Annotated in this window: 24 protein-coding genes and 1 tRNA gene; 14 read left to right on the top strand and 11 right to left on the bottom strand. The window is 70.5% G+C overall.

Annotated features, from left to right (window positions below):
• Positions 1-94 precede the first annotated feature (94 nt).
• The 3 genes from ACFPLC_RS13485 to ACFPLC_RS13475 all read left to right on the top strand — a co-directional run bounded on the left by ACFPLC_RS13485 (position 95) and on the right by ACFPLC_RS13475 (position 4,401).
• The gene (locus ACFPLC_RS13485) at positions 95-1,912 is read left to right on the top strand and encodes an NHL domain-containing thioredoxin family protein (RefSeq protein WP_378191932.1); all 1,818 of its coding nucleotides are present in this window, start codon (positions 95-97) and stop codon (positions 1,910-1,912) included.
• 1 nt (position 1,913) lies between these two features.
• Positions 1,914-2,246 carry a GroES family chaperonin gene (locus ACFPLC_RS13480; protein WP_013230909.1) on the top strand — a complete coding sequence of 111 codons (333 nt, stop codon included), beginning with the start codon at positions 1,914-1,916 and terminating at the stop codon, positions 2,244-2,246.
• Between the two features lie 205 nt (positions 2,247-2,451).
• On the top strand, positions 2,452-4,401 hold the full coding sequence (locus tag ACFPLC_RS13475; RefSeq protein ID WP_378191930.1) for a VanW family protein: 1,950 nt from the start codon (positions 2,452-2,454) through the stop codon (positions 4,399-4,401).
• A 4-nt stretch (positions 4,402-4,405) separates the two neighbouring features.
• On the opposite strand, the gene ACFPLC_RS13470 is transcribed toward ACFPLC_RS13475, so the two are convergent.
• The gene (locus ACFPLC_RS13470) at positions 4,406-5,113 is read right to left on the bottom strand and encodes a leucine-rich repeat domain-containing protein (RefSeq protein ID WP_378191615.1); all 708 of its coding nucleotides are present in this window, start codon (positions 5,111-5,113) and stop codon (positions 4,406-4,408) included.
• Entirely contained in the window at positions 5,110-5,952 is an 843-nt protein-coding gene (locus tag ACFPLC_RS13465; protein ID WP_378191613.1) for a helix-turn-helix transcriptional regulator, read from the bottom strand. The genes ACFPLC_RS13470 and ACFPLC_RS13465 overlap by 4 nt, the downstream gene beginning before the upstream one ends.
• Before the next feature lie 111 nt (positions 5,953-6,063).
• Between ACFPLC_RS13465 and ACFPLC_RS13460 the strand changes: the two genes are divergently transcribed.
• Positions 6,064-7,470, top strand: coding sequence for an MFS transporter (locus tag ACFPLC_RS13460; RefSeq protein ID WP_378191612.1), 1,407 nt, complete (start codon positions 6,064-6,066; stop codon positions 7,468-7,470).
• A gap of 63 nt (positions 7,471-7,533) precedes the next feature.
• Here ACFPLC_RS13460 and ACFPLC_RS13455 read toward each other — a convergent pair whose 3' ends face one another.
• The 4 genes from ACFPLC_RS13455 to mug form a co-directional block, all read right to left on the bottom strand.
• On the bottom strand, positions 7,534-7,809 hold the full coding sequence (locus tag ACFPLC_RS13455) for a GlsB/YeaQ/YmgE family stress response membrane protein (protein WP_013230904.1): 276 nt from the start codon (positions 7,807-7,809) through the stop codon (positions 7,534-7,536).
• 138 nt (positions 7,810-7,947) lie between these two features.
• Positions 7,948-9,783: an acyl-CoA dehydrogenase gene (locus ACFPLC_RS13450; RefSeq protein WP_378191610.1), complete on the bottom strand. Its 1,836-nt coding sequence runs from the start codon at positions 9,781-9,783 to the stop codon at positions 7,948-7,950.
• A 159-nt stretch (positions 9,784-9,942) separates the two neighbouring features.
• Positions 9,943-10,734, bottom strand: a complete 792-nt coding sequence (locus ACFPLC_RS13445) for a response regulator transcription factor (RefSeq protein WP_378191608.1) — start codon at positions 10,732-10,734, stop codon at positions 9,943-9,945.
• A gap of 264 nt (positions 10,735-10,998) precedes the next feature.
• Positions 10,999-11,559, bottom strand: a complete 561-nt coding sequence (mug, locus tag ACFPLC_RS13440) for a G/U mismatch-specific DNA glycosylase (RefSeq protein ID WP_378191606.1) — start codon at positions 11,557-11,559, stop codon at positions 10,999-11,001.
• Between the two features lie 243 nt (positions 11,560-11,802).
• Here mug and ACFPLC_RS13435 point away from each other — a divergent pair, with 243 nt between their 5' ends.
• Positions 11,803-12,447: a methyltransferase domain-containing protein gene (locus ACFPLC_RS13435; protein ID WP_378191604.1), complete on the top strand. Its 645-nt coding sequence runs from the start codon at positions 11,803-11,805 to the stop codon at positions 12,445-12,447.
• Positions 12,448-12,513: 66 nt separating this feature from the next.
• The gene (locus ACFPLC_RS13430; protein ID WP_003058066.1) at positions 12,514-12,690 is read left to right on the top strand and encodes a hypothetical protein; all 177 of its coding nucleotides are present in this window, start codon (positions 12,514-12,516) and stop codon (positions 12,688-12,690) included.
• Here the strand turns inward: ACFPLC_RS13430 and ACFPLC_RS13425 are convergent.
• Positions 12,631-13,257 carry a VanZ family protein gene (locus ACFPLC_RS13425; protein WP_378191602.1) on the bottom strand — a complete coding sequence of 209 codons (627 nt, stop codon included), beginning with the start codon at positions 13,255-13,257 and terminating at the stop codon, positions 12,631-12,633. The genes ACFPLC_RS13430 and ACFPLC_RS13425 overlap by 60 nt on opposite strands.
• Before the next feature lie 209 nt (positions 13,258-13,466).
• On the opposite strand from ACFPLC_RS13425, the gene ACFPLC_RS13420 reads away from it, so the two are divergent.
• The 4 genes from ACFPLC_RS13420 to ACFPLC_RS13405 all read left to right on the top strand — a co-directional run bounded on the left by ACFPLC_RS13420 (position 13,467) and on the right by ACFPLC_RS13405 (position 17,537).
• A complete protein-coding gene (locus ACFPLC_RS13420; RefSeq protein ID WP_378191600.1) occupies positions 13,467-14,546 on the top strand; it encodes a Gfo/Idh/MocA family protein in 1,080 nt (359 codons plus the stop codon).
• A 38-nt stretch (positions 14,547-14,584) separates the two neighbouring features.
• Entirely contained in the window at positions 14,585-15,406 is an 822-nt protein-coding gene (locus ACFPLC_RS13415) for an alpha/beta fold hydrolase (protein ID WP_378191598.1), read from the top strand.
• Positions 15,407-15,480: 74 nt separating this feature from the next.
• Positions 15,481-17,172, top strand: coding sequence for a bifunctional metallophosphatase/5'-nucleotidase (locus tag ACFPLC_RS13410; RefSeq protein WP_378191596.1), 1,692 nt, complete (start codon positions 15,481-15,483; stop codon positions 17,170-17,172).
• Between the two features lie 38 nt (positions 17,173-17,210).
• Entirely contained in the window at positions 17,211-17,537 is a 327-nt protein-coding gene (locus ACFPLC_RS13405; protein ID WP_191313582.1) for an MmcQ/YjbR family DNA-binding protein, read from the top strand.
• On the opposite strand, the gene ACFPLC_RS13400 is transcribed toward ACFPLC_RS13405, so the two are convergent.
• Both ACFPLC_RS13400 and ACFPLC_RS13395 read right to left on the bottom strand, forming a co-directional pair.
• On the bottom strand, positions 17,527-18,063 hold the full coding sequence (locus tag ACFPLC_RS13400) for a GNAT family N-acetyltransferase (protein WP_378191594.1): 537 nt from the start codon (positions 18,061-18,063) through the stop codon (positions 17,527-17,529). The two genes, ACFPLC_RS13405 and ACFPLC_RS13400, sit on opposite strands and share 11 nt — an antisense overlap.
• 8 nt (positions 18,064-18,071) lie before the next feature.
• Complete coding sequence (locus ACFPLC_RS13395; protein ID WP_378191592.1) at positions 18,072-18,449, bottom strand: nitroreductase family deazaflavin-dependent oxidoreductase; 378 nt, start codon at positions 18,447-18,449, stop codon at positions 18,072-18,074.
• Between the two features lie 86 nt (positions 18,450-18,535).
• Here ACFPLC_RS13395 and ACFPLC_RS13390 point away from each other — a divergent pair, with 86 nt between their 5' ends.
• Positions 18,536-19,186, top strand: a complete 651-nt coding sequence (locus tag ACFPLC_RS13390) for a hypothetical protein (RefSeq protein ID WP_191313585.1) — start codon at positions 18,536-18,538, stop codon at positions 19,184-19,186.
• A 40-nt stretch (positions 19,187-19,226) separates the two neighbouring features.
• Here the strand turns inward: ACFPLC_RS13390 and ACFPLC_RS13385 are convergent, their stop codons facing one another.
• Positions 19,227-20,426, bottom strand: coding sequence for a cytochrome P450 family protein (locus tag ACFPLC_RS13385; protein WP_378191590.1), 1,200 nt, complete (start codon positions 20,424-20,426; stop codon positions 19,227-19,229).
• Between the two features lie 118 nt (positions 20,427-20,544).
• Here ACFPLC_RS13385 and ACFPLC_RS13380 point away from each other — a divergent pair, with 118 nt between their 5' ends.
• Positions 20,545-20,895 (top strand): YciI family protein, encoded by a 351-nt coding sequence (locus ACFPLC_RS13380; protein ID WP_043787244.1) that lies wholly within the window; start codon positions 20,545-20,547, stop codon positions 20,893-20,895.
• Positions 20,892-22,118 (top strand): RNA polymerase sigma factor, encoded by a 1,227-nt coding sequence (locus ACFPLC_RS13375; RefSeq protein WP_378191587.1) that lies wholly within the window; start codon positions 20,892-20,894, stop codon positions 22,116-22,118. Before ACFPLC_RS13380 ends, ACFPLC_RS13375 begins: the two co-directional genes overlap by 4 nt.
• On the opposite strand, the gene ACFPLC_RS13370 is transcribed toward ACFPLC_RS13375, so the two are convergent.
• Positions 22,110-22,180, bottom strand: a tRNA-Gly gene (locus ACFPLC_RS13370). The two genes, ACFPLC_RS13375 and ACFPLC_RS13370, sit on opposite strands and share 9 nt — an antisense overlap.
• A gap of 109 nt (positions 22,181-22,289) precedes the next feature.
• On the opposite strand from ACFPLC_RS13370, the gene ACFPLC_RS13365 reads away from it, so the two are divergent.
• Complete coding sequence (locus ACFPLC_RS13365; RefSeq protein WP_378191585.1) at positions 22,290-23,483, top strand: oxygenase MpaB family protein; 1,194 nt, start codon at positions 22,290-22,292, stop codon at positions 23,481-23,483.
• Positions 23,484-23,488: the final 5 nt, after the last annotated feature.

Below are 23,488 nucleotides of genomic sequence, written 5' to 3'. Positions count from 1 at the left end.
GGTGAGTTTGTTCTCTCATCGGGCGGACCGTGGAACAGAGCGTGAGCGCGTGTAGTTCACTCATGCCGTGACTTCTCCACGACCGCAGAGCCGCGTGCGCGCCCCCGAGCTGCGCGGCGACGTCTGGCTGAACACCGGCGGCCGCCCGCTCACCCTCGCCGAGCTGCGCGGCCGCGTCGTGCTGCTGGACTTCTGGACCAGCGGCTGCATCAACTGCCTCCACGTGCTCGACGAGCTGCGGCCACTGGAAGCCGAGTTCGCGGACGTGCTGGTCACCGTCGGTGTTCACTCGCCGAAGTTCCTGCACGAGGGCGAGCGCGCCTCGATCGAAGCCGCAGTCCGCCGCTACGACGTGCACCACCCGGTGGTCAACGACCCGCAGATGGAGCTGTGGTCGCAGTACGCGGTCCGCGCCTGGCCGACGCTGGTCGTCGTCGACCCCGAGGGGTACGTCGTGCACGTCGCGGCGGGCGAAGGACACGAAGAAGCGCTTCGCCGCGTCATCAAGGACCTCGTGACGAAGCACGAAGCGAAGGGGACGCTCCGCCGCGGCGGCAGCCCGTACGTGCCGGTCGAGGAGCAGCCCGCCGAGCTGCGGTTCCCGAGCAAGGCCGTCGCCACCGCCGAGGGGCGCGTGCTGGTCGCCGACACCGGGCACCACGCCATCGTCGAGTTCGCTTCGGACGGCGAGACCGTCATCCGCCGCTTCGGCAGCGGGGAACGCGGGAGCCAGGACGGCCCGTTCGACATCGCGACGTTCACCGAGCCGTCGGGCATCGCGCTCCTGCCGTACGACATCGCCGAGCGCGTCGGCTACCACGCCGTCGTCGCCGACACGGCCGGGCACCGGCTGCGCGGTCTCGACCTGATCACCGGCGAGGTGACGACGGTCGCCGGCACCGGCGCGCAGTGGCGCAGCGGGCCGGACTTGGGCAAGGCCGCCGAGGTCGACCTCACCAGCCCGTGGGACGTCGCCTGGTGGGGCCCGGCCGGCGGGGTCGTCGTCGCCATGGCGGGCAACCACACGCTGAGCGTGTTCGACCCGGTCGGCGGCACGATCCGCCGCTTCGCCGGGACGACCGTCGAAGGACTGCGCGACGGCGACGTCCGCGAAGCGTTCTTCGCGCAAACGTCCGGCCTGGCCGTGGACGGCGACAAGCTGTGGCTCGTCGACGCCGAGACGTCGGCGCTGCGCTGGATCGAGCCCGACGGCGAGTCGTTCACCGTCCAGACCGCGATCGGCGTCGACCTGTTTTCCTTCGGCCACACCGACGGCCCGGCCGACCAGGCGCTGCTCCAGCACCCGCTCGGCCTCGCCGTGCTGCCCGGCGACAAGATCGCGATCGCCGACACCTACAACGGCGCGGTCCGCCGCTTCGACGTCTTCACCCGCCAGGTGACCACGATCGCCAGCGGGCTCGCCGAGCCGCAGGGCCTGCTGCTGCACGACGGCGAGCTGCTGGCCGTCGAGTCCGCGGGCAACCGGATCGCCCCGGTCGCGGCGGCCGAGCCGACGGTGGTGACCGGTGACGCGCACGCGGTGCGCCGCCCGTCGACGGTGCTCGCCCCGGGCGAGATCGACTTTTCGGTGGTGTTCACGGCACCGCCGGGCGAGAAGCTGGACGACCGCTTCGGCCCGTCGACGCGGCTCGAGATCAGCGCGTCGCCGCCGTCGCTGCTGGCCGACGGCGGCGGGACGGGCACGGACCTGAACCGCAAGATCCGGCTGGCCCCGGGCGTCACCGAGGGCGTGCTGCAGGTCGTCGCGCAGGCCGCGAGCTGCGACGACGGCGGCGAGCACCCGGCGTGCCGGATCACCCGGCAGGACTGGGGCGTCCCGGTGCGGATCGAAGACGGCGGCGTGAGCGAATTGAGCCTGGTCATGGCCGGGGAGCCGCGGACCGGCGGGTAACATGCAGGCCGTGTCTGACGGGCCGAAACTCGAAATCCAGATGCTGCACGACCGGGTACTCGTGCGGCTGTCGCCGGAAGAAGGGGAGCGCCGCAGCAGCGGCGGCATCGTGATCCCCGCAACGGCCCAGGTCGCGCGCCGGCTGGCGTGGGGTGATGTACTGGGCGTAGGCAACAGCGTGCGGAACGTCAAGACCGGCGACCGCGTGCTCTTCAACCCGGAGGACCAGCTCGAGGTCGAGATCCAGGGCGAGGGGCACCTGGTGATGCGCGAACGCGACATCCACGCGGTGGCGACCGAGCGCACCGAGCACGGGACGGGGCTCTACCTGTAGGTCGGGTCCCGCGAAAGGCAGGCGCGTGGCAGACGAAGAGGGACGCGAGGGCGCGAAGTCGGGCGAGCTCGCCACCGAGGGGGCGCTCGCGGCGGCTGCCGAGCCGGAGAAAGCTCCCGGGCGGCCCGCGACGGGAGAGGCCGCGCTGCCTGCCGAACCCGAGTGGCCGGACCCCGCCCAGCCATCCGTGGCGGCTGATGGCGGTGTGGCGCCACCACCTGCCGAGCCGGTCGGGGCCGCGGGGCCCGAGTGGCCCACGGCCGCCGATTCGCCGGCCGCTGCTGCCGAGTCGCCGCTGGCGTCGGAGGCGCCGACCGTCGCGGTCGCGGAGTGGCCTCCGGTGGTACCGCCCCCGGCTGCCACCACCGATCTCTTCTCCGAAGACCTGCTCGGCGAGCTCCTCGAAAACCCCGCGCCGCCGCCTGTTCCGGAGACGCCCGCGCGGAAGCTGCGCAAGGGTGTTGCCCGGGCCATGATGGCCGTCGGGCTCGCTCTTGGCCTCTTCGTCATCCTCTACGCCGTCGATCTCGTCGTCAGCCTCGGGGACGTGCCGCGCGGGGTGACCGTTGCCGGTGTCGAGGTCGGGGGGCTCAGCCATGCCGAGGCCGAGGCCAAGCTGCGGAAGGAGCTCGAGCCGCGGCTGGTCCGGCCCGTGGCCGTCCACGGTGGGGACGTGCAGGCCGAACTCCTGCCCGCGCAGTCCGGCCTCGGGCTCGACTGGCCGAACACCCTCGGGCTCGCCGGGCACCAGCCGCTGAGCCCGATCACGCGGATCATGTCCTTCTTCTCCAGCCGCGAGGTCGGGGTGGCCACGCGCACCGACCAGAACCGCATCGCCGACGCCGTGCGGGAGCTCGCCGAGGGCAAGCTGAACCACCCCGCCACCGAAGGCTCGGTCGGGTTCACGCCCATCGACGGCAGCGACGGCGGTGTCACCGCCTTCCCGATCCTGCCGCGGCAGGGCCAGCAGCTGACCGACCTCGCCGGCGCCGTGCACACCGTCACCGACCACTGGCTCGACCCCGGCGGGGTCAAGCTGGCCATGGCCATCACGCCCGTGCGCGCGACCGCCGCCGGGGTGCAGGCCGCCTGCCGGCAGATCGTCGTGCCCGCCGTTGCGAAGCCGGTCGTCGTGCACGGCGAAGGCAAGGACGTCCCGCTGAAGCCCGCCACGATCGCGGCTTCCTTCCAGTTCGCCGCGGTCGAAGGCGGGGCCATCGAGGTCCGCATCGACCAGGGCAAGCTGCAGGCGGCCCTCAAGGACGGGCTCGCGAGCACCGAGACCGACGGCAAGGACGCGCAGATCGTCTTCACCGGTGACCAGCCGACGGTCGAGCCCTCCGAAGAGGCCCGCAAGGTGGACTGGGAGAAGACCTTCCTCCCCCTGATCGACGTGCTGAAGAAGACCGACGGGCGGGATCTCCCCGTCGTCTACAGCTCGTCGGCACCCAGCGTGACCACCGACGCCGCCAGCGCGCTCGGCATCAAGGAGGTCATCGGCGAGTTCACCACCGACGGCCTGACCGGCCCGGCCGAGACGAACAACCGGACGCTCGCCGCCCGCGTTTCCGGCGCGATCGTCAAGCCCGGCGAGACGTTCAGCCTCGGCGCCCGCTCCGGCCCGCGCACCGCGGCCGCCGGGTACCTGCCCGCCCCGGTCGACGAGGACGGCACCGGCCCGGCCGTGGTCGGCGGCGGCGTCTCCCAGCTGGCGTCCACTTTGTACAACGCCGCCTACCTCGCCGGCCTGGCCGACGCCGGCCACCTGGAGCACGACCACTACCTCGACCGCTACCCCGTGGGCCGCGACGCCAAGGCCGTCAACGCCGACGGCAGCCCCGTCGAGCTCAAGGTGACCAACGACGCCGCGACCGGCATCGCCATCCAGGCCACCGTCTCCGGCGGCTCGGTGACCGTCCGGATCTGGGGCACCCGGCACTTCCGCGTCGAGAGCCAGACCGGCGCGCAGACCCCCGGCGACCCGCCCACGATCCAGTTCGGCTCCGGTGGGGCGGCCGCCTGCCGACCCTCGATCGGTTCGTCCGGTTTCAGCGTCACCGACACGCGTGTGCTCTACGACCTCGCGAGCGGCACCGAGCTCCGGCGGACGTCGCACACGGCGACCTACGGTCCGCGCCCGACCGTTCTCTGTTGAGTTGTCAGCGAAGGACCATGCACCCCGCCTCCTCGAAGTCGCGCAGCCACGCCGGCTCCCGCAGCTGCTTGTTCCACCGCAGATCCAGCTTGTCCAGTTTGGACAGCTGAGCCAAGGACGCGGGCAGCTCCGTCAAGGAGTTCTCCCGCAGGTCCAGCTGACGCAGCTCACTCAGCATCCCGATCGACGACGGCAGCGAAGTGAGCCGGTTGCCCCGCAGGTGCAACTCCCGCAACGAACTCAACCCGCCGATCGACTCGGGCAGCGCGGTCAGCTCGTTGCGGTACAACCGGAGTTCGCGCAGCGCCGCGAACCCCGAGAGGTCCGACGGCAGCGACGTGAGCCGGTTGTCCGTGCACCCCAGGTACCGCAGCCTGCCCAGCCGGCACCAGGCCGCCGGGAACTTCGTCAGCCGGTTGTCGCTGACGTACAGGTACTCGGTGAGCCCGGCCAGCTCGCCCAGCTCGTCCGGCAACACGTCGAACCGGTTGTGCGCCAGGTCGAGCGTGTGCAGCGACGTCAGCGCCGAGATCCCCGGCGGCAGCACGGAAATCCGGTTCGCCGCGAGGTTCAGCACGCGCAGCCCGGTCAGCGACCACAGCGACCCGGGCACCTCGGCGATCGCGTTCTTGTACAGATCGAGCCGGGTGACGTCGGAGGGGATCGACGGCACCGACGTCAGCCCGCGATCGCTCAGGTCCAGTTCCGTCATGACCCCTCCCGGCGAGTCAAGGGCAGCAGCGCCCACGTCGACGCGTCGTCCGGAGTGGACACCTGGATCCGCAGTCCCGGCGCCTCCGAGACGGCCAGCTCGGTCAGCCGGAGGCGCATCCGGCCGGCCCGTGGGTGCTGGAACTCCCGCAACCGCGGCCGCGGCTCGGCCACCTCGTGCCGCGCCCACAACGCGGCGAACTCGGGGCTCAGCGCGGTCAGCCGCCGGATGTCCTCCTCCCAGGACGGATCACCGACGTGCCTGCCGTACTCGGCGCGCATCCGCGCCACCATGTGCGGGACCTCCTCGTCGTAGTTCAGCAGCATCCGCCGCGCGTTCGGCTCGGTCACGCAGCACCACAGCAGGTTCTTGTGCAGGCACGGCAGGCTGTGCCACTCCCAGAACAGCTCCGTCTGCGCCGCGTTCGACTCGAGGACGTCGAACCGGCCGTTGACCACCGTGGCGGGCAGCGGATCCAGCGCGCGCAGCACCTCGCGCACGGCGTCCGGCACCACCTCGACCGACGACGGCAGCCGCGACGGCGTCAGCTCCGCCAGCCGGTACAGGTGCTCCCGCTCGGGGTGGTCCATCCGCAGCGTGCGCGCCACCGCGTCGAGCACCTGCGCGCTCGCGTTGATCGGCCGCCCCTGCTCCAGCCACGTGTACCAGGTGACGCCGACGCCCGCGAGCAGCGCGACCTCCTCCCGCCGCAACCCGCTCGTGCGGCGGCGCACGCCGGGCGGCAGTCCCACCTCCTCCGGGCCGATCCGCGCCCGGCACGCCTTGAGGAACTGGCCGAGTTCCTCCCGGCGGCTGGTGTGCACCTGCGTCGACGTCATGCGGACCATGGTGCCCGAGGGGTACGACAATTTTCGGCGAAGCAGGTGCTGCCAGTACCAGCATCGACAGGCTCTCTCCGCGCCAAGCCGGAAAAACCCAAGGTCAGAGGCATGACTCTGACCACCTCAGCCCCGGCCGTCCCGGACCGGGCCACCCGGCGGCCGTGGTTCATGCTGGCCGTCCTGCTGCTCGGCCAGTTCATGGCGCTGCTCGACGTCACCGTCGTGAACGTCGCCATGACCGACATCCGCACCGACCTGCACGCCTCCGGCGCCGCGCTGCAGCTCATCGTCTCCGGCTACACCGTGGGCTACGCGATGCTGCTGATCACCGGCGCCCGCCTCGGCGAGCTGTTCGGGCGGCGACGGCTGTTCGTCACCGGCGTCGCCGCCTTCACCGTCTGCTCGCTGCTGTGCGGGTTCGCGCCGGACCCCACCACGCTGATCGTCGCGCGGATCGCCCAGGGCGCCGGCGCGGCGTTGATGATGCCGCAGGTCATCAGCGTCATCCAGGCGCAGTTCAGCGGCCCCGCGCGGGCCAAGGCGCTCAGCGCGTACACCGCGGTCATCTCGGTCGCGTTCGTGGCGGGCCAGGTGCTCGGCGGGGTGCTCGTCGGCGCGGACCTCTTCGGGGCGGGCTGGCGGCCGATCTTCCTGGTGAACGTGCCGATCGGCGTGCTCGTGGCCGCGTTGGCCCTGCGGCTGGTGCCCGGCGGCGCGGCGGGAGCGGGCCGCCGGCTCGACCTCGCCGGCCTCGCGCTCGCCGTGCCCGCGGTGGTGCTCGTCGTGCTGCCGCTCGTCCTCGGGCACGAAACCGGCTGGCCGATGTGGACGTTCGGGTCGCTCGCGGCGGGCGTGCTGCTGGCCGTGCTGTTCGTGGTCGTGGAACGCCGGGTTCGCGACCCGCTGGTCGACCTCGGCGTCCTGAAGGTCCGCGGGGTCGCACCCGGGCTGGCCGCGCTCGCCACCGGCATGGCGTCCTACGGCGGCTTCCTGTTCTGCGTGGCGTTGCACCTGCAGACGGGCCTCGGGGAGACGGCGCTGTCCGCGGGGCTCACCATGGTGCCTGGAGGCGTGGTTTTCGGTGTGTGCGGCTTCTTCTGGCACAAGCTGCCCGCACGCGTCCACACGGCACTGACGCCGTGCGGCTACGTCGGGTCGGCGATCGCGTACGCCTTGCTGGCGCTGAGCCTGAAGGACGGCGGACGGGGCGGCGCGCTGTTCTTCGCCGCGCTCATCCTGTTCGGCCTCTCCATGGGCCTGGCGTTCGGGTCCCTGATGGCGCACGCGCTGACCCACGTCCCGCTCGCCAGCGCGGCGGACGCCAGCGGGCTGCTCACGACGACGTTGCAGCTGAGCCAGGTCGTCGGGGTCGCGACGTTCGGCAGCCTCTTCCTGACGCTCGCCGCCGGTTCTTCGGCCCACGCCGTGACGACGACGATGACCTTGGCCGCGGTGCTGCTGCTGGTGGGCGCCGGGTTCGGCGTCGCGCTCGCCCGCGCGTCGGCCCGGCGGTAGCCCACGGAAAAGCCCGGCCGGTTCACCCGAAGGTGGACCGGCCGGGCCGCAGATCCGAAAGCGTTACCTGGTTACACCACGGCGACCGTAGGCACCGGCGGCGATGCTGACACCGATCGCGGCCAGCACGACCTGGGTGAGGATCTCCAGCCAGTCGATGCCGTTCGTGTCGGCGTAGCCGAGACCACGCGCGATGGCGGTGCCGATGAAGGCGGCGATGATACCGATCACGATGGTCAGCCAGATCGGGATGTTCTGCTTGCCGGGAGCGAGCAGCCGGCCCAGAACGCCGATGATCAGCCCGACGACGATGGCGCTGATGATGCCGGCGACAGTCATCACTTTCTCCTCTCGGTGATCGCGGATCCGGCCACTCGGTCCCGCGAACTCGCAGACCGAATTCCCCGGCTTTCCGAACCCGAAACGCCGAAGAGCCCCTTCCGGGGTCGGAAGGGGCCCTTCGGCGGAACGCATTGATCAGAACGCGGCTTCGTCGATCTCCATGAGCGCGTTGTCGGCGGCCTCCACGATGGCGCGGCGGGCGGTCAGCTCCGGCAGCACCTGCTTCGCGAAGAACGACGCCACGGCGATCTTGCCCTCGTAGAACGGGGTGTCCTTGGCGGACGCGCCCGCGTCGAGCTTGCCGATGGCGACCTCGGCGTGCTTGAGCAGCTGCCAGCCGATGAGCAGGTCACCGACCGACATCAGCAGCCGGACCGTGTGCTGGCCGACCTTGTTGATGCTCTGCGGGTCCTCCTGGGACGCCGTCAGGTAGCCGATCAGCGAGCCGAGCATGCCCTGGGTGTCCTCCAGGGCCTGCTTGAGCAGCGCACGCTCGTTCTTGAGCCGGCCGTTGCCCGCCTCGGACTCGATGAACTTGGTGATCTCCCCGGCGACGTAGGCCAGCGACTGGCCCTTGTCGCGGACGATCTTCCGGAAGAAGAAGTCCAGCGACTGGATGGCCGTGGTGCCCTCGTACAGCGAGTCGATCTTCGCGTCGCGGATGTACTGCTCGATCGGGTAGTCCTGCAGGAAGCCGGACCCGCCCAGCGTCTGCAGCGACTGCACGAGCTGCTCGGTGGCGCGCTCGGAGCCGACGCCCTTGACGATCGGCAGCAGCAGGTCGTTGACGCCGTGCGCGAGCTTCTGGTCGCCCTCGCCGGTCCACAGCTGGTCCTGGAAGGAGGCGGTGTAGAGGTACACCGCGCGGAGGCCCTCGGCGTAGGCCTTCTGGAGCATCAGCGAGCGGCGGACGTCCGGGTGGTGCGTGATGGTGACGCGCGGCGCGGTCTTGTTCAGCATGTTCGGCAGGTCGGCGCCCTGGACGCGCTCCTTGGCGTACTCGAGCGCGTTGAGGTAGCCGGTCGACAGCGTCGCGATGGCCTTCGTGCCGACCATCATCCGGGCGTACTCGATGACCTGGAACATCTGCGCGATGCCGTCGTGCACCTCGCCGAGCAGCCAGCCCTTGGCCGGGGTGCCGTGCTGGCCGAAGGTCAGCTCGCAGGTCGTCGAGGCCTTGATGCCCATCTTGTGCTCGACGTTCGTGACGAAGGCGCCGTTGCGCTCGCCCAGCTCACCGGTCTTGGTGTCGAAGTGGAACTTCGGCACGAGGAACAGCGACAGGCCCTTGGTGCCCGGCTTGGTCTCGATGCCGGGGCCCTCGGGGCGGGCGAGCACGAGGTGCATGATGTTTTCGCTCATGTCGTGCTCGGCCGAGGTGATGAACCGCTTCACCCCGTCGATGTGCCAGGAGCCGTCCTCCTGCTTGGTGGCCTTGGTGCGGCCCGCGCCGACGTCGGAGCCGGCGTCCGGCTCGGTGAGCACCATGGTGGCGCCCCACTGCCGGTCGATCATGATCTGGGCCCAGTGCTTCTGCTCTTCGGTGCCGTTCTTGTTCACGATCATGGCGAAGTTCGGGCCCGCCATGTACATGAACAGCGGGGCGTTCGCGCCGAGGATGAGCTCGGAGGCCGCCCACTGCACCGTCGGGGGGAGGCCGAAGCCGCCGAGGTCGTTGGTCAGGCCGAGGCGCCACCACTCGCCGTCGAGGAGCTGCTTGTAGCTCTTCTTGAACGACTCGGGGATCTTGACGCTGAACGTCTTCGGGTCGTACACGGGCGGGTTGCGGTCGGCGTCGGCGAAGGACTCGGCGAGCGGGCCGGTCGCGAGCTTGTTCAGCTCGGACAGCACACCGCGGGCGGTCTCTTCGTCGGATTCGGCGAGCACACCCTTGCCCAGGCGGTCCTGCACGCCGAGTACCTCGAAGAGGTTGAACTCCAGGTCTCGGACGTTGCTCTTGTAGTGGCCCATGTCGTCACTCCAATGTGTTCGGCTCCCCGGCCGGGCACATGTTCGCCTTACTCGCCGGTAACTTCAGGATATTACCTGTGGGTAACCAGAGCAAGCAGATCCGCACTTCCGAGTATCGGAAATTCCCCTGAATGTTGCCTTCTTCCTGGGGAAGAGGCGTCAGCGGTGGCCCGGGATCGCCGTTGTGTCCGCCGTCACCGGGACGTACCCGTCTTCGGGCCGGGCGATGAGGATCCCGCTGCGAAAGGCGATCGTCACCGCGTGTGTCCGGTCCCGGGCGGAAAGCTTGCGCAGGATGCTCTTCACGTGGGTCCGGACGGTCTCCACGGACAGGAACAGCAGCTTGGCGATCGCCGAGTTTTCGAGTCCTTCGGCGACCAGCTGGAGCACCTGGTACTCGCGCCTGGACAGCGGCATCGCGCCGCGCGGCGACGGCGGGCTGTCGGCGGCGGGGTCACCCTTCGGGGCGGTCGCGCGCTTCGGCCGGGCGGTCAGCGCGGCCAGCGCCGGGTCGATGTACCGGCGTTCGCTGTGCGCCCGCCGGATCGCTTCGGCGAGACGTCGTGAATCGATCGACCGCGGCACGATCGCGTGCGCGCCCGCGGCGATGGCGGCGGCGAGGTACTGCTGCGTGCGATTCGCGTCACGGATCAGGGTGACCAGGAGCAGGGCCGGGTCGCCGGCGTTGAGAAGCTTGGTCAGGTGGCAGTTCGGGTCCAGTGCCGAGTCGAGCACGACGACGTCCGGCTTGACCTGCTCGCACAGCTGCAGGGCGGCGTGGTGGCTGGCGGCCTGTCCGGCCCAGTGCAGCCCCTGGCTGCGGTGCACGAGCGCGGCGAGGCCGTCGCGGAAGATCGGGACGGGATCGACGACCGCCACACCCAGGCTGCGCCCGCCACCGGGTCCGGCCGGCGGCCCCGTGGGCCTGCGGGTGGGCTCGATGCCGTGCATCGCGGGCCTCCGTCTCTGCGCCGTCGCTCACGGGCGCCGGACGTCTCCGGCGCCGTCCGATCCCCCTGCCGGGACCGGTTGAGTGACTCCTCCTGCTTGGTACGAGTCGCGATTGCGCAGCTCATGACGCCAAATCCCCCTCATGGCCCAATCTGCCGGTCACAGCAAACTTTCCGTAGAAGTGGATCTTCGAGAGCTGGCGCGGCCGGGCGTGATGGGGCCTGATGGGGCAGTCGGCGCTACTGAGGGTGGCCCGCAGACCGTTCAACGATTTCGACAGTTTTCGGATGCGGCCCGCAGCCGGGCGAACTCCGCAGCCAGGCCGGCGGGCGTCCAGTGTGCGTTGAGCCCGCTCGGGTTCGGCAGCACCCACACGTGGGTGTCGCCGATCCGGTGGTCTTGCGGGCCGACGCGCGCCTTCGGGAAGCCGAAGGCGGTCCGGTAGGCGGTGATGCCGACGACGGCCAGCCAGGCCGGCCGGTACTCGAGGACTTTCGCGGTGAGGATCCGCCCGCCTTCGCGGAGTTCGTCGTCGGTGAGCTCGTCGGCGCGGGCGGTGGTCCTCGCGACGACGTTCGTGATGCCGAGCTTGAGGTCGAGCAGCTGGTCCTGCTCGCTGGGCGCGTAGAGGCGCGGGGTGAAGCCGCCCTTGTGGAGCGCGGGCCAGAAGCGGTTGCCCGGGCGGGCGAAGTGCTGCCCGAGCGCGCCGGAGTAGAGGCCGGGGTTGATGCCGCAGAAGAGGACGTCGAGGCCGGGAGCGATGACGTCGGGGATGGTGGTGTTGTGGGCTGCGGCCAGCTGGTCCTTGGTGGGTCGGGTGCTCACCCGTCCAGTCTCCGGCACGCTCGGGCCGACGGCGGCGCGGTCGGGTTTCCGGCACGCTCTCGGGTACCGGGGGTGGTTGCTGGGAGTCTGCCCGCTGCCGTCTTCGGATCGGCCGGGGTTTCCTTCTGCGCCGTTCTTCTAACCGGCCCGTCCCCGGTCGGTGCGGCATCGCGACGGCCACGTCGCGCCGGTTTTGTCGCCGCCGGGCCACGCCACGCGCGGCGTTTCCGGCACGCTCGGGGGATGGAGGTCACCGCGGACGGCTCGCCCGTCGACGTCTACCTGCTGCTCCCGCCCGACGGCGAGGCGGAGATCGTGCACGCCGCGGTCCCGCCGAGCGCCTCGATCCTCGAGCTCGGCAGCGGCGCCGACCGGGTCACGCACCCGCTAATCGAGCTCGGGCACGAGGTCGTCGCCGTCGACGAGTCGGCCGCGATGCTGTCCCACGTCCGCGCCGAGACCGTCTGCTCCCGTATCGCCGACCTGCAGCTCGGCCGCACCTTCGATGCCGTCCTGCTCGCCAGCCACCTGGTCAACACCGAACGAGCCGCGGACCGGGAAGCCATGCTCGCCGCCGCGAGGCGGCACCTCGCGCCGGGTGGGCGGCTGATCGTCGAGTGGCATCCGCCCGAGTGGTTCACCACCGCCGCGTCCGGCCAGGGCGGGCGGCTCGGCGAGGTCGAGATCGAACTGGCCGATGTCGTCCGCGACGGCGACCTGCTGTCCGCCACGGTCCGCTACTCGGCCCGAGGCCGGCGGTGGCACCAGGAATTCACCTGCCGCCGCCTCGACCTCGAAACCCTCCTGACCTCGGCCGATCTCACCTTCGACGGCTGGCTCACCGCCGACCGGACCTGGTTCGCCGCCCGGGCCGGTCGCGTGGGGTAGCGAATTCGGTACTGACCTGCGTAACCTGTGTGATCTCCCGCACAGCGCCGTACCGAGGAGGATTTCGTGCAGCTTCCGATCGTCCTCGGGCTGGTCGCGCTGGTCCTGGCCGTCGCCGCGCTCGTCGTCGTCCTCGAAGACAGGCGGGCCGCCAAGCGGGCCGCGCTGCAGCGGAAAGCCCGGCTAGCGCGTCTCGGCGAAGTGGACCCGCTCGCTCCGGGCCGGCTGCACGTCGACCGTTGAACGCAGGAGCGTCAGCAGCAGCGCCCCGAACATCCAGCCGACCATCGCCCCGGCCGTGTTGTTCATGAGGTCGTCGACGTCGAAGATGCGGTAGACGTACGGAGCCGTGCCGAAGTTGGCCGTGAGCTGCGTGATCTCGATGAACAGTGACGCCGTGAAGCCGATCAGGGCCGTGCCCGTCAGGCCGCGGCGCCAAAGGATCCGGGCGAAGACCCCGAGCGGCACGAACAGCAGGACGTTCAGGCACGCCTGCTGGAACGTCTGCGTCATGAACCACTGCCCACCGTGCTTGAGCAGCTCGGTGTGGATGTCGGCGATCCACTGGAAGGGGTGCAGCTGCACGGTCTGGGTGAGCCGGCGGGTGCCGGGGCCCGGCAGCGGCAGGAGAACGACCGCGAGGGTCATGCAGCCGTAGAGCAGCACCGCCGCCGTGGTCGCGATCCCGCGCCACCGCAGGCCGCCGTGCCGGGCGAGCTGGGTGATCAGCTGCGGCACCAGCACCACGGCCCACAGCGCGAGGAAGGCGATGAAGCCGTACTGCAGGGCCGTGAGCTGTGCGTTCGTCATGCCACCGACGTTATGGATCTTGGCCGGGGTGCCGCTTCGGTCGATGAGCCCGGCTCCCTCGGCCACTCGGCCGACCCGGGTGCGGCCGATCGGTGGCTCGCGGGTGATCGAAGTCATGCCGTCGTAACCGGATGCGGCTTGCGCCGATACGGGAATGACTACGACGCTCGGCACGTCGGAGTCTTTAGGGGGCAACGAAAGGAACGCTCATGGCACCGGTCCGGGTCGGCATCGTCGGGCTCAGCGCGAACGGCGGCTGGGCCGCGACCGCGCACGTGCCCGCGCTGGCCGCGGTGGACGGCTACGAGCTCCGCGCGCTCGCCGGGAGCAGCGCGGAGACGGCGCGGGTGGCCGGCGAGAAGTACGGCGTGCCGCTGACCTTCGGCGACGCCGGCGAACTCGCCCGGCACCCCGAGGTCGACCTGGTGGTGGTCGCCGTCAAGGTGCCCGAGCACCGGGCGCTCATCGAGCCCGCCTTAGCCGCCGGCAAGCAGGTGCTGAGCGAGTGGCCTCTTGGTGTCAGCCTGGCCGAGACCGAGGCGCTGGCCGAAGCCGCGCGGGACAGGACGACCGCGGTCGGCCTGCAGGGACGTTCGGCCCCGGCGCTGCGCTACCTGCGTGACCTCATCAAGGACGGGTACGTCGGCCGGGTGCTGTCGACGTCGCTGATCGCTTCGGGCGCGAACTGGGGCCCGAGCGTGCGGGCCGGCCGCGACTACCAGCTGCACCCCGCGGGCGGGGCGACGATGTTGACCATCCCGTTCGCGCACACCGTCGATACGGTGGCCATGGTCCTCGGCGGCTTCGCCGAGCTGTCGGCGACGATGGCGACCGTGCGGCCGCGGGTGCGTGACGAGGTCACCGGCGAGTCCGTCGAGATGACCGCGCCGGACCAGATCGCCGTCACCGGCGTGCTGACCGGCGGCGCCGTCGCGTCCCTGCACCTGCGCGGCGGGACGTCACCGGCGACGAACTTCCACTGGGAGATCAACGGCACCGAGGGCACGCTGGTCGTCGAGGCCGCGGACTCGCTGTTCTGGATCGCGAAGCTGACGCTGCGGGGCAGCCGGACCGGCACCCTGGAAAAGCTCACCGTGCCCGCGCGCTACGAGCTGCCGCAGCTGGCCGGCCGCAGCGCCGAGCCGTCGTACAACGTTGCGCACGCCTACGCCCGGCACCTCAAGGGCGACCTGCCGGACTTCGCGCACGCCGTGGGCGTGCACCGGGTGCTCGACGCCGTCCAGCGGTCGGCCGACAGCGGGAGCCGGGTCGTACCGGACGCAAAGTAACTGTTACCGCCGGTTGCAGATTCGACTATTCTCGGGTCATGGACGACGTTGTCTACGACCGCGCGGGCCGGGGCGAGCCGCTGGTGCTGATCCACGGCATCGGTCACCGCCGCCAGGCGTGGGCTCCGGTGTTCCCGCTGCTCACGCCTCATCGTGACGTCATCGCCGTCGACCTGCCCGGCTTCGGCGAGTCGCCCGAACCGGCCGGCGGGTACGGCATCGAGCCGGCGCTGGTGATGTTCAAGGAGCTCTTCACCGACCTCGGGCTCGAGCGGCCGCACGTGGCCGGCAACTCGCTCGGCGGCCTGCTGTCGCTGGCACTCGGGCAGGCCGGGCTGGTCCGCAGCGTCACGGCGTTGTCCCCGGCCGGGCTGTGGAACCGGCGCCAGAAGATGTACGCGATCGCCACGCTCAAGGCCCACCGCGCGCTCGCGCAGCGCACGCCGCCGCACGTCGTGCGCCGCATCGCCGCCACCGCGTCCGGACGCCGCGCTCTGACCGGGATGATCGTCGGACGCCCCGAGCTGCAGACTCCCGACACCGTCGTCGAGGACGCCCACGCGCTCGCCACCGCACCGGGCTTCGAGCCGACCGCCGCCCAGTCCCGCGGTGACTTCCGGTTCACCGGACCGGTCACCGGCGTCCCGGTGACCATCGCCTGGGCCGAGCGTGATCGGATCCTCGCCCGGCCGCGCGTCGCCGACCTGCGGAAAGTCGCGCCGGACGGGGTGTTCCGGCTGCTGCCGGGCTGCGGGCACGTGCCGATGAACGACGACCCGGAACTCGTCGCGCGGGTGCTGCTCGAGGGAAGCCGTTGGGTGACATTCGCTTTACGTCCGTCTTTTGACCCTGGTAGGTGACTGCTTCGCGAGGCAGAATCCTCCGCCGTGCGCCCGTTCGGGGACCTGGGGCGCGAATCGGAGGAAGAACACTCATGAGGCTTTCGACCCGGCTCGCGGTGTTCGCCGCGGCCGCGCTGGCGACGACGGCGGTGACCACCGCACCCGCGTCCGCGGGCCAGCGCCCGGATCCCACCACCGACGTCCGGATCATCGGGTTCAACGACCTGCACGGCAACCTGGAGCCGCCGTCCGGCTCCAGCGGGCGCGTGGTGCAGTCGGACGGGACCACTGTGGACGCCGGTGGCGCCGTGTACCTGGCCACGCACGTGAAGCAGCTGCGGGCGCAGGTGGCCAACTCGTTCGTCGTGTCCGCCGGTGACAACATCGGCGCGTCGCCGGTGATCTCGGCGCTGTTCCACGACGAGCCGACCATCGACTTCCTGAACATGCTGGGTGTCGACACTTCGGTCGTCGGCAACCACGAATTCGACGAGGGCTACAAGGAACTGCAGCGCATGCAGTTCGGCGGCTGCCACCCGACCGACGGCTGCCAGTTCCAGACCACCTTCAAGGGTGCGAACTTCCCGTTCATCGGGTCCAATGTGTACTTCACCAACGGCCTGCCGGCGCTGTTGCCGTTCACCGTGAAGTTCGAAGGCGGCGTGCCGATCGGCGTCATCGGCGCCACGCTGAAGGACCTGCCCACCGTCGTCACGCCGGAGGCCATCAAGGGCCTGAAGTTCGGCGACGAGGTCGAGGCGATCAACCGGACCGCGAACCTGCTCGACTTCCTCGGCGTCAAGGCCCAGGTCGTGCTCCTGCACCAGGGCGACGGCACCGAGGTCGAGGGCCCGAACGACTGCAAGCTGCGCCCGGGCCCGGCCGCGGCGATCGCGGCCGCGGTGACGCCGAAGGTCGACGCCTTCTTCACCGGGCACAGCCACCAGCAGTACAACTGCGTGATCAACGACCCGGCGGGCCAGCCGCGGCCGGTCATCCAGGGCTCGTCGTTCGGGCGCCTGCTTTCGGTGGTCGACCTGAAGATCAGCCGCAAGACCCGTGACGTCGTGCGGTCGCAGACCAAGGCGTTCAACGAGATCGTCACCCGCACGGTGACGCCGGACCCGGCCGTGGCCGCGCTGGTCGCCGAGGCCAAGACGAAGTCCGCGCCGATCGCGAACAAGCAGGTCGGCACCATCACCGCCGACCTGCCGGCGGCGGGCAACGCGGCCGGTGAGTCGCCGCTCGGCGACGTCATCGCCGACGCGCAGCTCGCGGGCACGCAGTCGAACAACGCGGTCGTCGCCATGACCAACCCGGGCGGCATCCGCGCCGACCTGACGTACAAGTCGTCGCCGAACGGCGAGGGCGACGGCGTGGTCACCTACGGCGAGGCGTTCACCGTGCAGCCGTTCGCGAACATCATGCAGACGATCACGCTGACCGGCGCGAACCTGAAGAACGTGCTGGAGCAGCAGTGGCAGGGCTCGGTCACCCGGTTCCTGCAGATCTCGAGCTCGCTGCACTACACCTACTCGGCGTCCGCGCCGCAGGGCTCGCGGATCTCGAACCTCACGATCAACGGCACGCCGGTCGACCCGGCCGCGTCGTACCGCGTGTCGGTGAACAACTTCCTCGCCGCCGGCGGGGACGGCTTCACCGAGTTCACCAAGGGCACGAACCTGTCCGGCGGCCCGGTGGACCTCGACGCGCTGATCGCCTACCTGGGCGCGCACCCGAACCTGGCGCCGCCCGCGGCGGACCGGATCACGCGCCTGCCGTAGGTCCGGTTTCTCCAAGACACCGGGTCGACAATGAACCCATGACGACCTGGGAAGACGTCGTCCGCCTCGCCTCCGGGCTGCCGGAGGTGGAGGCGTCGACGTGGTATCGGACGCCCGCGCTGAAGGTGGCGGGCAAGGGGTTCGCGCGGCTGCGCACCGAGGCCGAAGGCGGCCTGGTGGTGCTGTGCGGGCTCGACGAGAAGGCCGCGTTGCTGGATTCCGGCGACGCGGCCTTCTTCACGACCCCGCACTACGACGGGCACGGCATGGTCATCGTCGACCTCGACCGCGTCGACGTCGATCAGCTGCGTGAGCTGCTCGAAGAGGCGTGGCGGCTGAGGGCGCCCAAGCGGCTCACCACTTGAGCTCGCCCTTGAGCATGCTCATCAGGATCATGTCGTGGCGCTTGCCGTCGAGGCCGACGAACGCTTCGCGGTGCCGGCCCTCCTCGACGAACCCGATTTTGCGGTAGACGTGCCGCGCGACCTCGTTCTCGGCGACGACCCACAGCGTGATCTGGTGCAGCCGCATGTTGTTGAAGCCGTACCGGCACAGCAGGCGGAGTGCTTCGGTGCCGTAGCCGCCGCCCGCGCGGTACTCGGCGTCGCCGATGTAGACGTCCAGGTACGCCTCGCCGATTTCGGGTTCGGCGTCGCGCAGGTCGATGACGCCGATGAGCTTCCGCTCGGCCTTGGCCTCGATGCCGAGAACGACCTTCTCGTAGGTGTTGACCGCGCGCTCTTCGCAGCGCTTGCGCACCTGGGCGAGCGAGAGCGGGTGGCCGTTTTCCATCCAGCGGCCGACCTCGGGGTCGGTCACGAACGCGTGGATCCGCTCCGCGTCCTCCGGTTCGAGCGCGCGCAGCCGGACGAGTTCCCCCTCGAGCAGCATTTCTCCCCCTACTCCCGCTTCAGCAGCAGGAAGTCGTGGACGTTCAGCAGGCCGAGGAACTGGCGCACGGGCGTCGGCATCGCTCGGCGTGACTCATCATGCACGAGCTGCGGCGAGTGCACGCGGTAATTTTTCCGCTGGGTGATGATGGTGCAGCTCTCCGCGGCCAGCACGTTCTTCACCCAGTCGGTGTCCGGGCCGTAGGTGAGCGCCACGACGAAGCCGTCATCGGTGCGGAAGACGTTGAGCGGCGTGCGGTACTCCTTGCCGGATCTGCGTCCTTTGTGGACGAGCATCCCGAAGCCCGGCGCCCAGTTCACGACGTACTTGTTGATCCGGTTGGTCACCACGCGGTTGAAGCGGGCGAGTCCTTTGGGCAGCACCATGACCCGATAATATCAACGCTCGATGAATTAATCGAGCGGTGACCCCGGATCGCGGCCCGAGGTCGCCCGATGGTGGGATATGGCGCATGTCGACCGAATGGCCGCTGCGCCAGGACCCGGAAGGGCCGGTCATCATCGCGCTGGCCCTGGTGAACGACCCCGACGCGCTGGGCTTCGTCGTGCTGGACGACGAGGACGACTGGTTCATCAGCGACGGCACCGAGCTGTCCGACGACGTGCTGGTCAATCGCGAGAGCTTCGGCAAGATGTCGCTGCGCGAAGCCGTCGAACTGCTGCCGCAGCTGGGCGCGCTGGCCGACCTGCCGACCGGGATGGCCGCCGACTGGGACCCGGAGCGCCGCACGTGGCTGCTCTCGTCGGTGACCGGGTCCGACGACGAGGACGAGGACGTCCGGCTGCTCGCCCAGCGCCGCGCGGCGTGGAAGTACGAAGGCTCGCCGGACGACGAAGCCCAGATCAGCAGCGGCCTCACCGAGATCCCGACCGGCCCGCAGCAGCCGGTGCGCGCGGTCCGCCAGGTGGTCCGCGAGCAGGACGGCACCTGGCTGTTCGTCGGCTTCGAGGTCCCCGAGGCGGAGGACTTCGAGGTCGAGGGGCTGGAGCTGGAGCACGTGGCGAACCTGTACCCGGACGTGCGCTCGGTGCTGAAGGCCGCGCCGGGCCAGGTGTACGACCGGGCGACGCCGGACTCGGACTGGGAGCTCGTCGAGGGCTGACTGTCTTTTCGGGGGTTCCGGATGGCGGAGCCCCCGGTTGTCACAGCTCGATCGGCAGGTGGAAGAGCCCGCGCGTGATCGGGCTCGGCCACCAGGTGAGTTCCTCCTCGGGCACCGCGAGCCGAGCTTGGGGCAGGCGGCGGAGCAAGGTCTCGAAGGCGACGTCCGCCTGCAGCCGGGCGAGGGCCGCGCCGATGCACAGGTGCGGTCCGACGCCGAAGGCGATGTGCCGACGTTCTTCGCCGCGCCGGCCCGGCCGGAAGGCGTCCGCGTCTTCGAACACCGCGGGATCACGGTTGGCCGCCAGCACCGAGACGAGGATCGGGTCGCCCGGGCGCATGACCCGGCCACCGATCTCGACGTCCTCGGTCGGGAACCGCCAGGTCGCGTTCTGCAGCGGCGCGTGCAGCCGCAACGTCTCCTCGATGACGGCCGCGCGGTGCGCGGGGTCGGCCCGGGCTTTCGCTGCCTCGTCCGGGTGGGTCAGCAGGACGAGCGCGCCGGTCGCGATCAGCCCGACCGTCGTCTCGTGGCCGCCGATCAGGATGAGGAACGCCGTCGACGTCACCTCGTCCGGCGACAGCGTGCCGGTGGCCTCCTGCGCGACGAGGTCGCTGATCAGGTCGGTGTCCCGCGTCGCCCGCTTGGCCTCGACGACCTCGGTGACCAGCCGTTCCAGCACGTCGGTGGCTTCGCGGACCTTCGAGCCGTCGGTGTCGTCGGCGGAGTCGATGACGAGCGACCACTCGTGGACGTCCTCGCGGTAGCGCTCGGGCACCCCGAGCAGGTCGCAGATGATCGCGATCGGCAGCGGGTAGGCGAGGTCGGTGACGAGATCGCCGTGCCCGCGCGCTTCGACGGCGTCGAGCAGCTCGTCGGTCACCTGCTGGGCGCGCTCGCGCAGGTTCTGCATCCGGCGGGAGCCGAACGCGCCGGCGCACGCGCGGCGCAACCGCGTGTGCTCGGGCGGGTCGGTGTTGATCATGTTGGTGGCGAGTGACGGCCGGTGGTCCAGCGGCAGGCCCATACCTGAACGCTGCCACTCTTCGTTCCCGGCGAAGGGACTCTTGACCAGCGCGGGGTGGTTGAGCGCCGTCAGGGCGTCGTCGTACCGCGTGATCAGCCAGGCCCAGGTGCCGGTCGGGAAATCGAGCCGGTGCGGTGGTCGTTCGCGCAGCCACGCGTAGGCGGGTGAGGGGTCGCGATCGAAGTCCGGACCGAACAGCGCGGGCTCTCCCATGCGGCCACCCTGCCCGCCGAAGTTTCTTCGCGACAAGTGTCCCGGCGCGGCTTCGCCCGTTCGTCCCTACAGTGAGAACCGGCGATCGGCGCCGGTCAGGACCCGCGAGGAGCAGCTCATGCCCAAGTACGCCGCGATCATCTACGCCACCGACATCGACCCGACCACGCCCGAAGCCACGGACATGATGAAGGACTACGACGAGTTCGGCGCGGGCGCGGCCGCGGTGATCCGCGGCGGCGCGGCCCTGTACCCGACGGCCACCGCGACGACGGTCCGCGTCACCGGCGGCAAGGGCGGCGACATCGTCACCAGCGACGGCCCGTACGCGGAGACGAAGGAAGCCCTCACCGGCTTCTACCTGCTCGAATGCGCCGACCTCGACGAGGCGGTCAAGGTCGCGGCCCGGATCCCGGGTGCCTGGGACGGCGCGATCGAGGTCCGGCCGGTCGTCGACTTCGGCAAGTGACCGGCGCCGGGGACGCGGTCGCGCGGCTGGTCCGGGACGAGGGCACCCGGGTACTGGCCACGCTGGTCCGCGTCACCGGCAGCGTCGACCTGGCCGAAGACGCGGTGCAGGACGCCGTCGTGCGCGCACTGGAGACGTGGCCGCGCGACGGCGTCCCGGCCAATCCCCGCGGCTGGCTGCTGGTCGCGGCCCGCCACCGCGCGGTGGACGTGGTTCGCCGCGAGGCGAAGCGGCTCGGGAAGGAGGCCGTCGCGATGCCCGCCGTCGATCCGTACCCCGACCCGATGTCGGTCCGCGACGACCTGCTGCGGCTGGTCTTCACCTGCTGCCACCCGGCGTTGTCCCTGGAAGCGCAGGTGGCTTTGGCGCTTCGGACCTTGGGCGGTTTGTCGACCGCGGAGGTCGCCCGGGGCTTGCTGGTGCCGGAAGCGACGATGGCGAAGCGGCTGACGCGCGCGAAGCAGAAGATCGCGCAGGCACGCATCCCGTACCGGGTGCCGTCGGCGGAGGAGCTGCCTTCTCGCTTGGCCGGCGTCGCATCGACGGTGTACCTGATCTTCAACGAGGGCTACACGGGCCGCGTTGTGTTGCTCGCGGAGGGCGTGCGGTTGGCGCGCCTGCTGGCCTCCCTGATGCCGGACGAGCCGACGGCGTTGGGGCTGCTGGCTTTGGTCCTGCTGCAGGACGCCCGCCGGCCCGCGCGGTTCTCGTCGGGGGTGCCGGTGTTGCTTTCCGAGCAGGACCGTTCGCGGTGGGACGCCGAGCTGATCAATGAAGGAGTGGAGCTGGTCGGCCGCGGCCTGCGCCGAACGCCGGCGCTGCCGAACCCGTACGTGGTCCAGGCGGCGATCGCGGCTTGCCACGACCTGGCACCGTCGTACGGCGAAACGAACTGGGACGCGGTCATTTCCTGGTACGACGTGTTGTTGTCGGTGCAGGACACCCCGGTGGTCCGCTTGAACCGCGCGGCCGCGGTGGCGGAACGCGACGGGCCGGCTTCGGCATTGGCGCTGGTGGACGCCTTGGCGGGGTTGGATGACTACCCGTGGTGGCACGCCTCGCGGGCGGAGTTGTTGCACCGCTTGGGTTCGCCGTCGGCTTTTTCGGCGTTGGCGCGTGCGGAAGAAACGGGATTGCCTGCCGCTCATGTGGCGCATCTGCGCGCGAGAATGGAAAGCGAAAACCCCGGGCAGAACGCCCGGGGTTTCGATGAGAGCGGATGACGGGAATCGAACCCGCGTATTCAGCTTGGGAAGCTGATGTTCTACCATTGAACTACATCCGCAGTGCGTCGTCAGCATACACGGCACCGTGATCCCCTTGTCCAGCGCCCTCCGCCTTGACTCGCGCCCGTCAAGTGACAACACTTGTTGTCGACTCCGGAGGTGACTGCCATGGACGAGCCCGAGCTGTTCCGGCAAGGCGGGTTCCGGCTGGCCCAGCGGCTGTTCATCGACGGTGACATCCGTGGCGACGAACGGCAGATCGCCCGGATCCGCGAGTTCGCCCAGGTGCAGGACAAGCTCGCCGACGACGTCGTCGCCTGGATGGCGCAGCAGCCCAAGGGGCAGGGGCGCGCCCTCTTCGAGGCGGCGCTCACGGACCGCGCCAACGCCACCGGGCCGCTCAAGGACTTCTTCGAGCAGGTCGACGCCAAGCCCTACTGGGTCGACGACGAGCGGCTCGAGCGGGGCGCGAAAGCCATCACCCGGGCCGGGCTGCTGGGGCTCTTCCCGCTCGGGGACATGTCGCTGATGGGCGGCTACCTCGCCTCGCGCGCCACGAAATCGCTGGTCGGCACCGGTGAGATCGAGCACAAGGCCACCCGGCGGCTCGTCGAGACCGCCGCGTGGTGGATCGACGTCACCACGCCCGGTGCGCTCAAGCACGGTGAGCGCGGGTACGCCTCGGCGCTGCGGATCCGGCTCGTGCACGCCCACGTGCGCGCCGCCATGAACCGGCGGGACGACTGGGACTACGCCGCCTGGGATCGGCCCGTGAACCAGGTGCAGACCGCCGGGACGCTTCTGCTCTTCTCGCTCGTCTACGTCTTCGGCACGCAGCTGCTCGGCCTCCGCTACTCCGCGCGTGAACGCGGTGACATCCTGCACCTCTGGCGGTACATCGGCTGGCTCATGGGCGTCGACGACGAACTGCTGCCCACCTCGGAAGAGGATGCCTGGCGCCTGTTGTGGCTGCTCGCCGCCACCGAGTTCATCCCGGACGACGACTCGAAGCGCCTCGCCAAGGCGCTGATCGAGGCCAACGCCGCCGTCGGCGAGGGGCGCGGGGCCGTGGGGAAGGTGCTCTCGCACGTCTCCGTCGCCGTGCACTCCTCGATCAGCCGGCTCGTGCTCGGGAAGACCAACGCCGACTTCCTCGGGCTGCCGAACGACCCGGTCGCGCAGGCGGCGATCGTCGCGGTGGCGGGGGTCAACTTCGCCGCCGAGACCGTGCGGCGGTTCATCCCCGGGGCCACGGCGCTGCAGGAACGGATCGGCCAGGCCGGGCGCCGCGGATACGTCAAGCGGCTCGAGAAGATCTTCGCGCCGGACACGACGTACGCGCAGCACATGCGGGCCGCCTGAACCCA

The sequence above is a fragment of the Amycolatopsis plumensis genome (genome assembly GCF_042652605.1).
Classification (GTDB): Bacteria; Actinomycetota; Actinomycetes; order Mycobacteriales; family Pseudonocardiaceae; genus Amycolatopsis; species Amycolatopsis plumensis.
The sequence above is the reverse complement of the archived record's forward strand: the minus strand, read 5'-3'. Positions and strand labels throughout refer to the sequence as shown.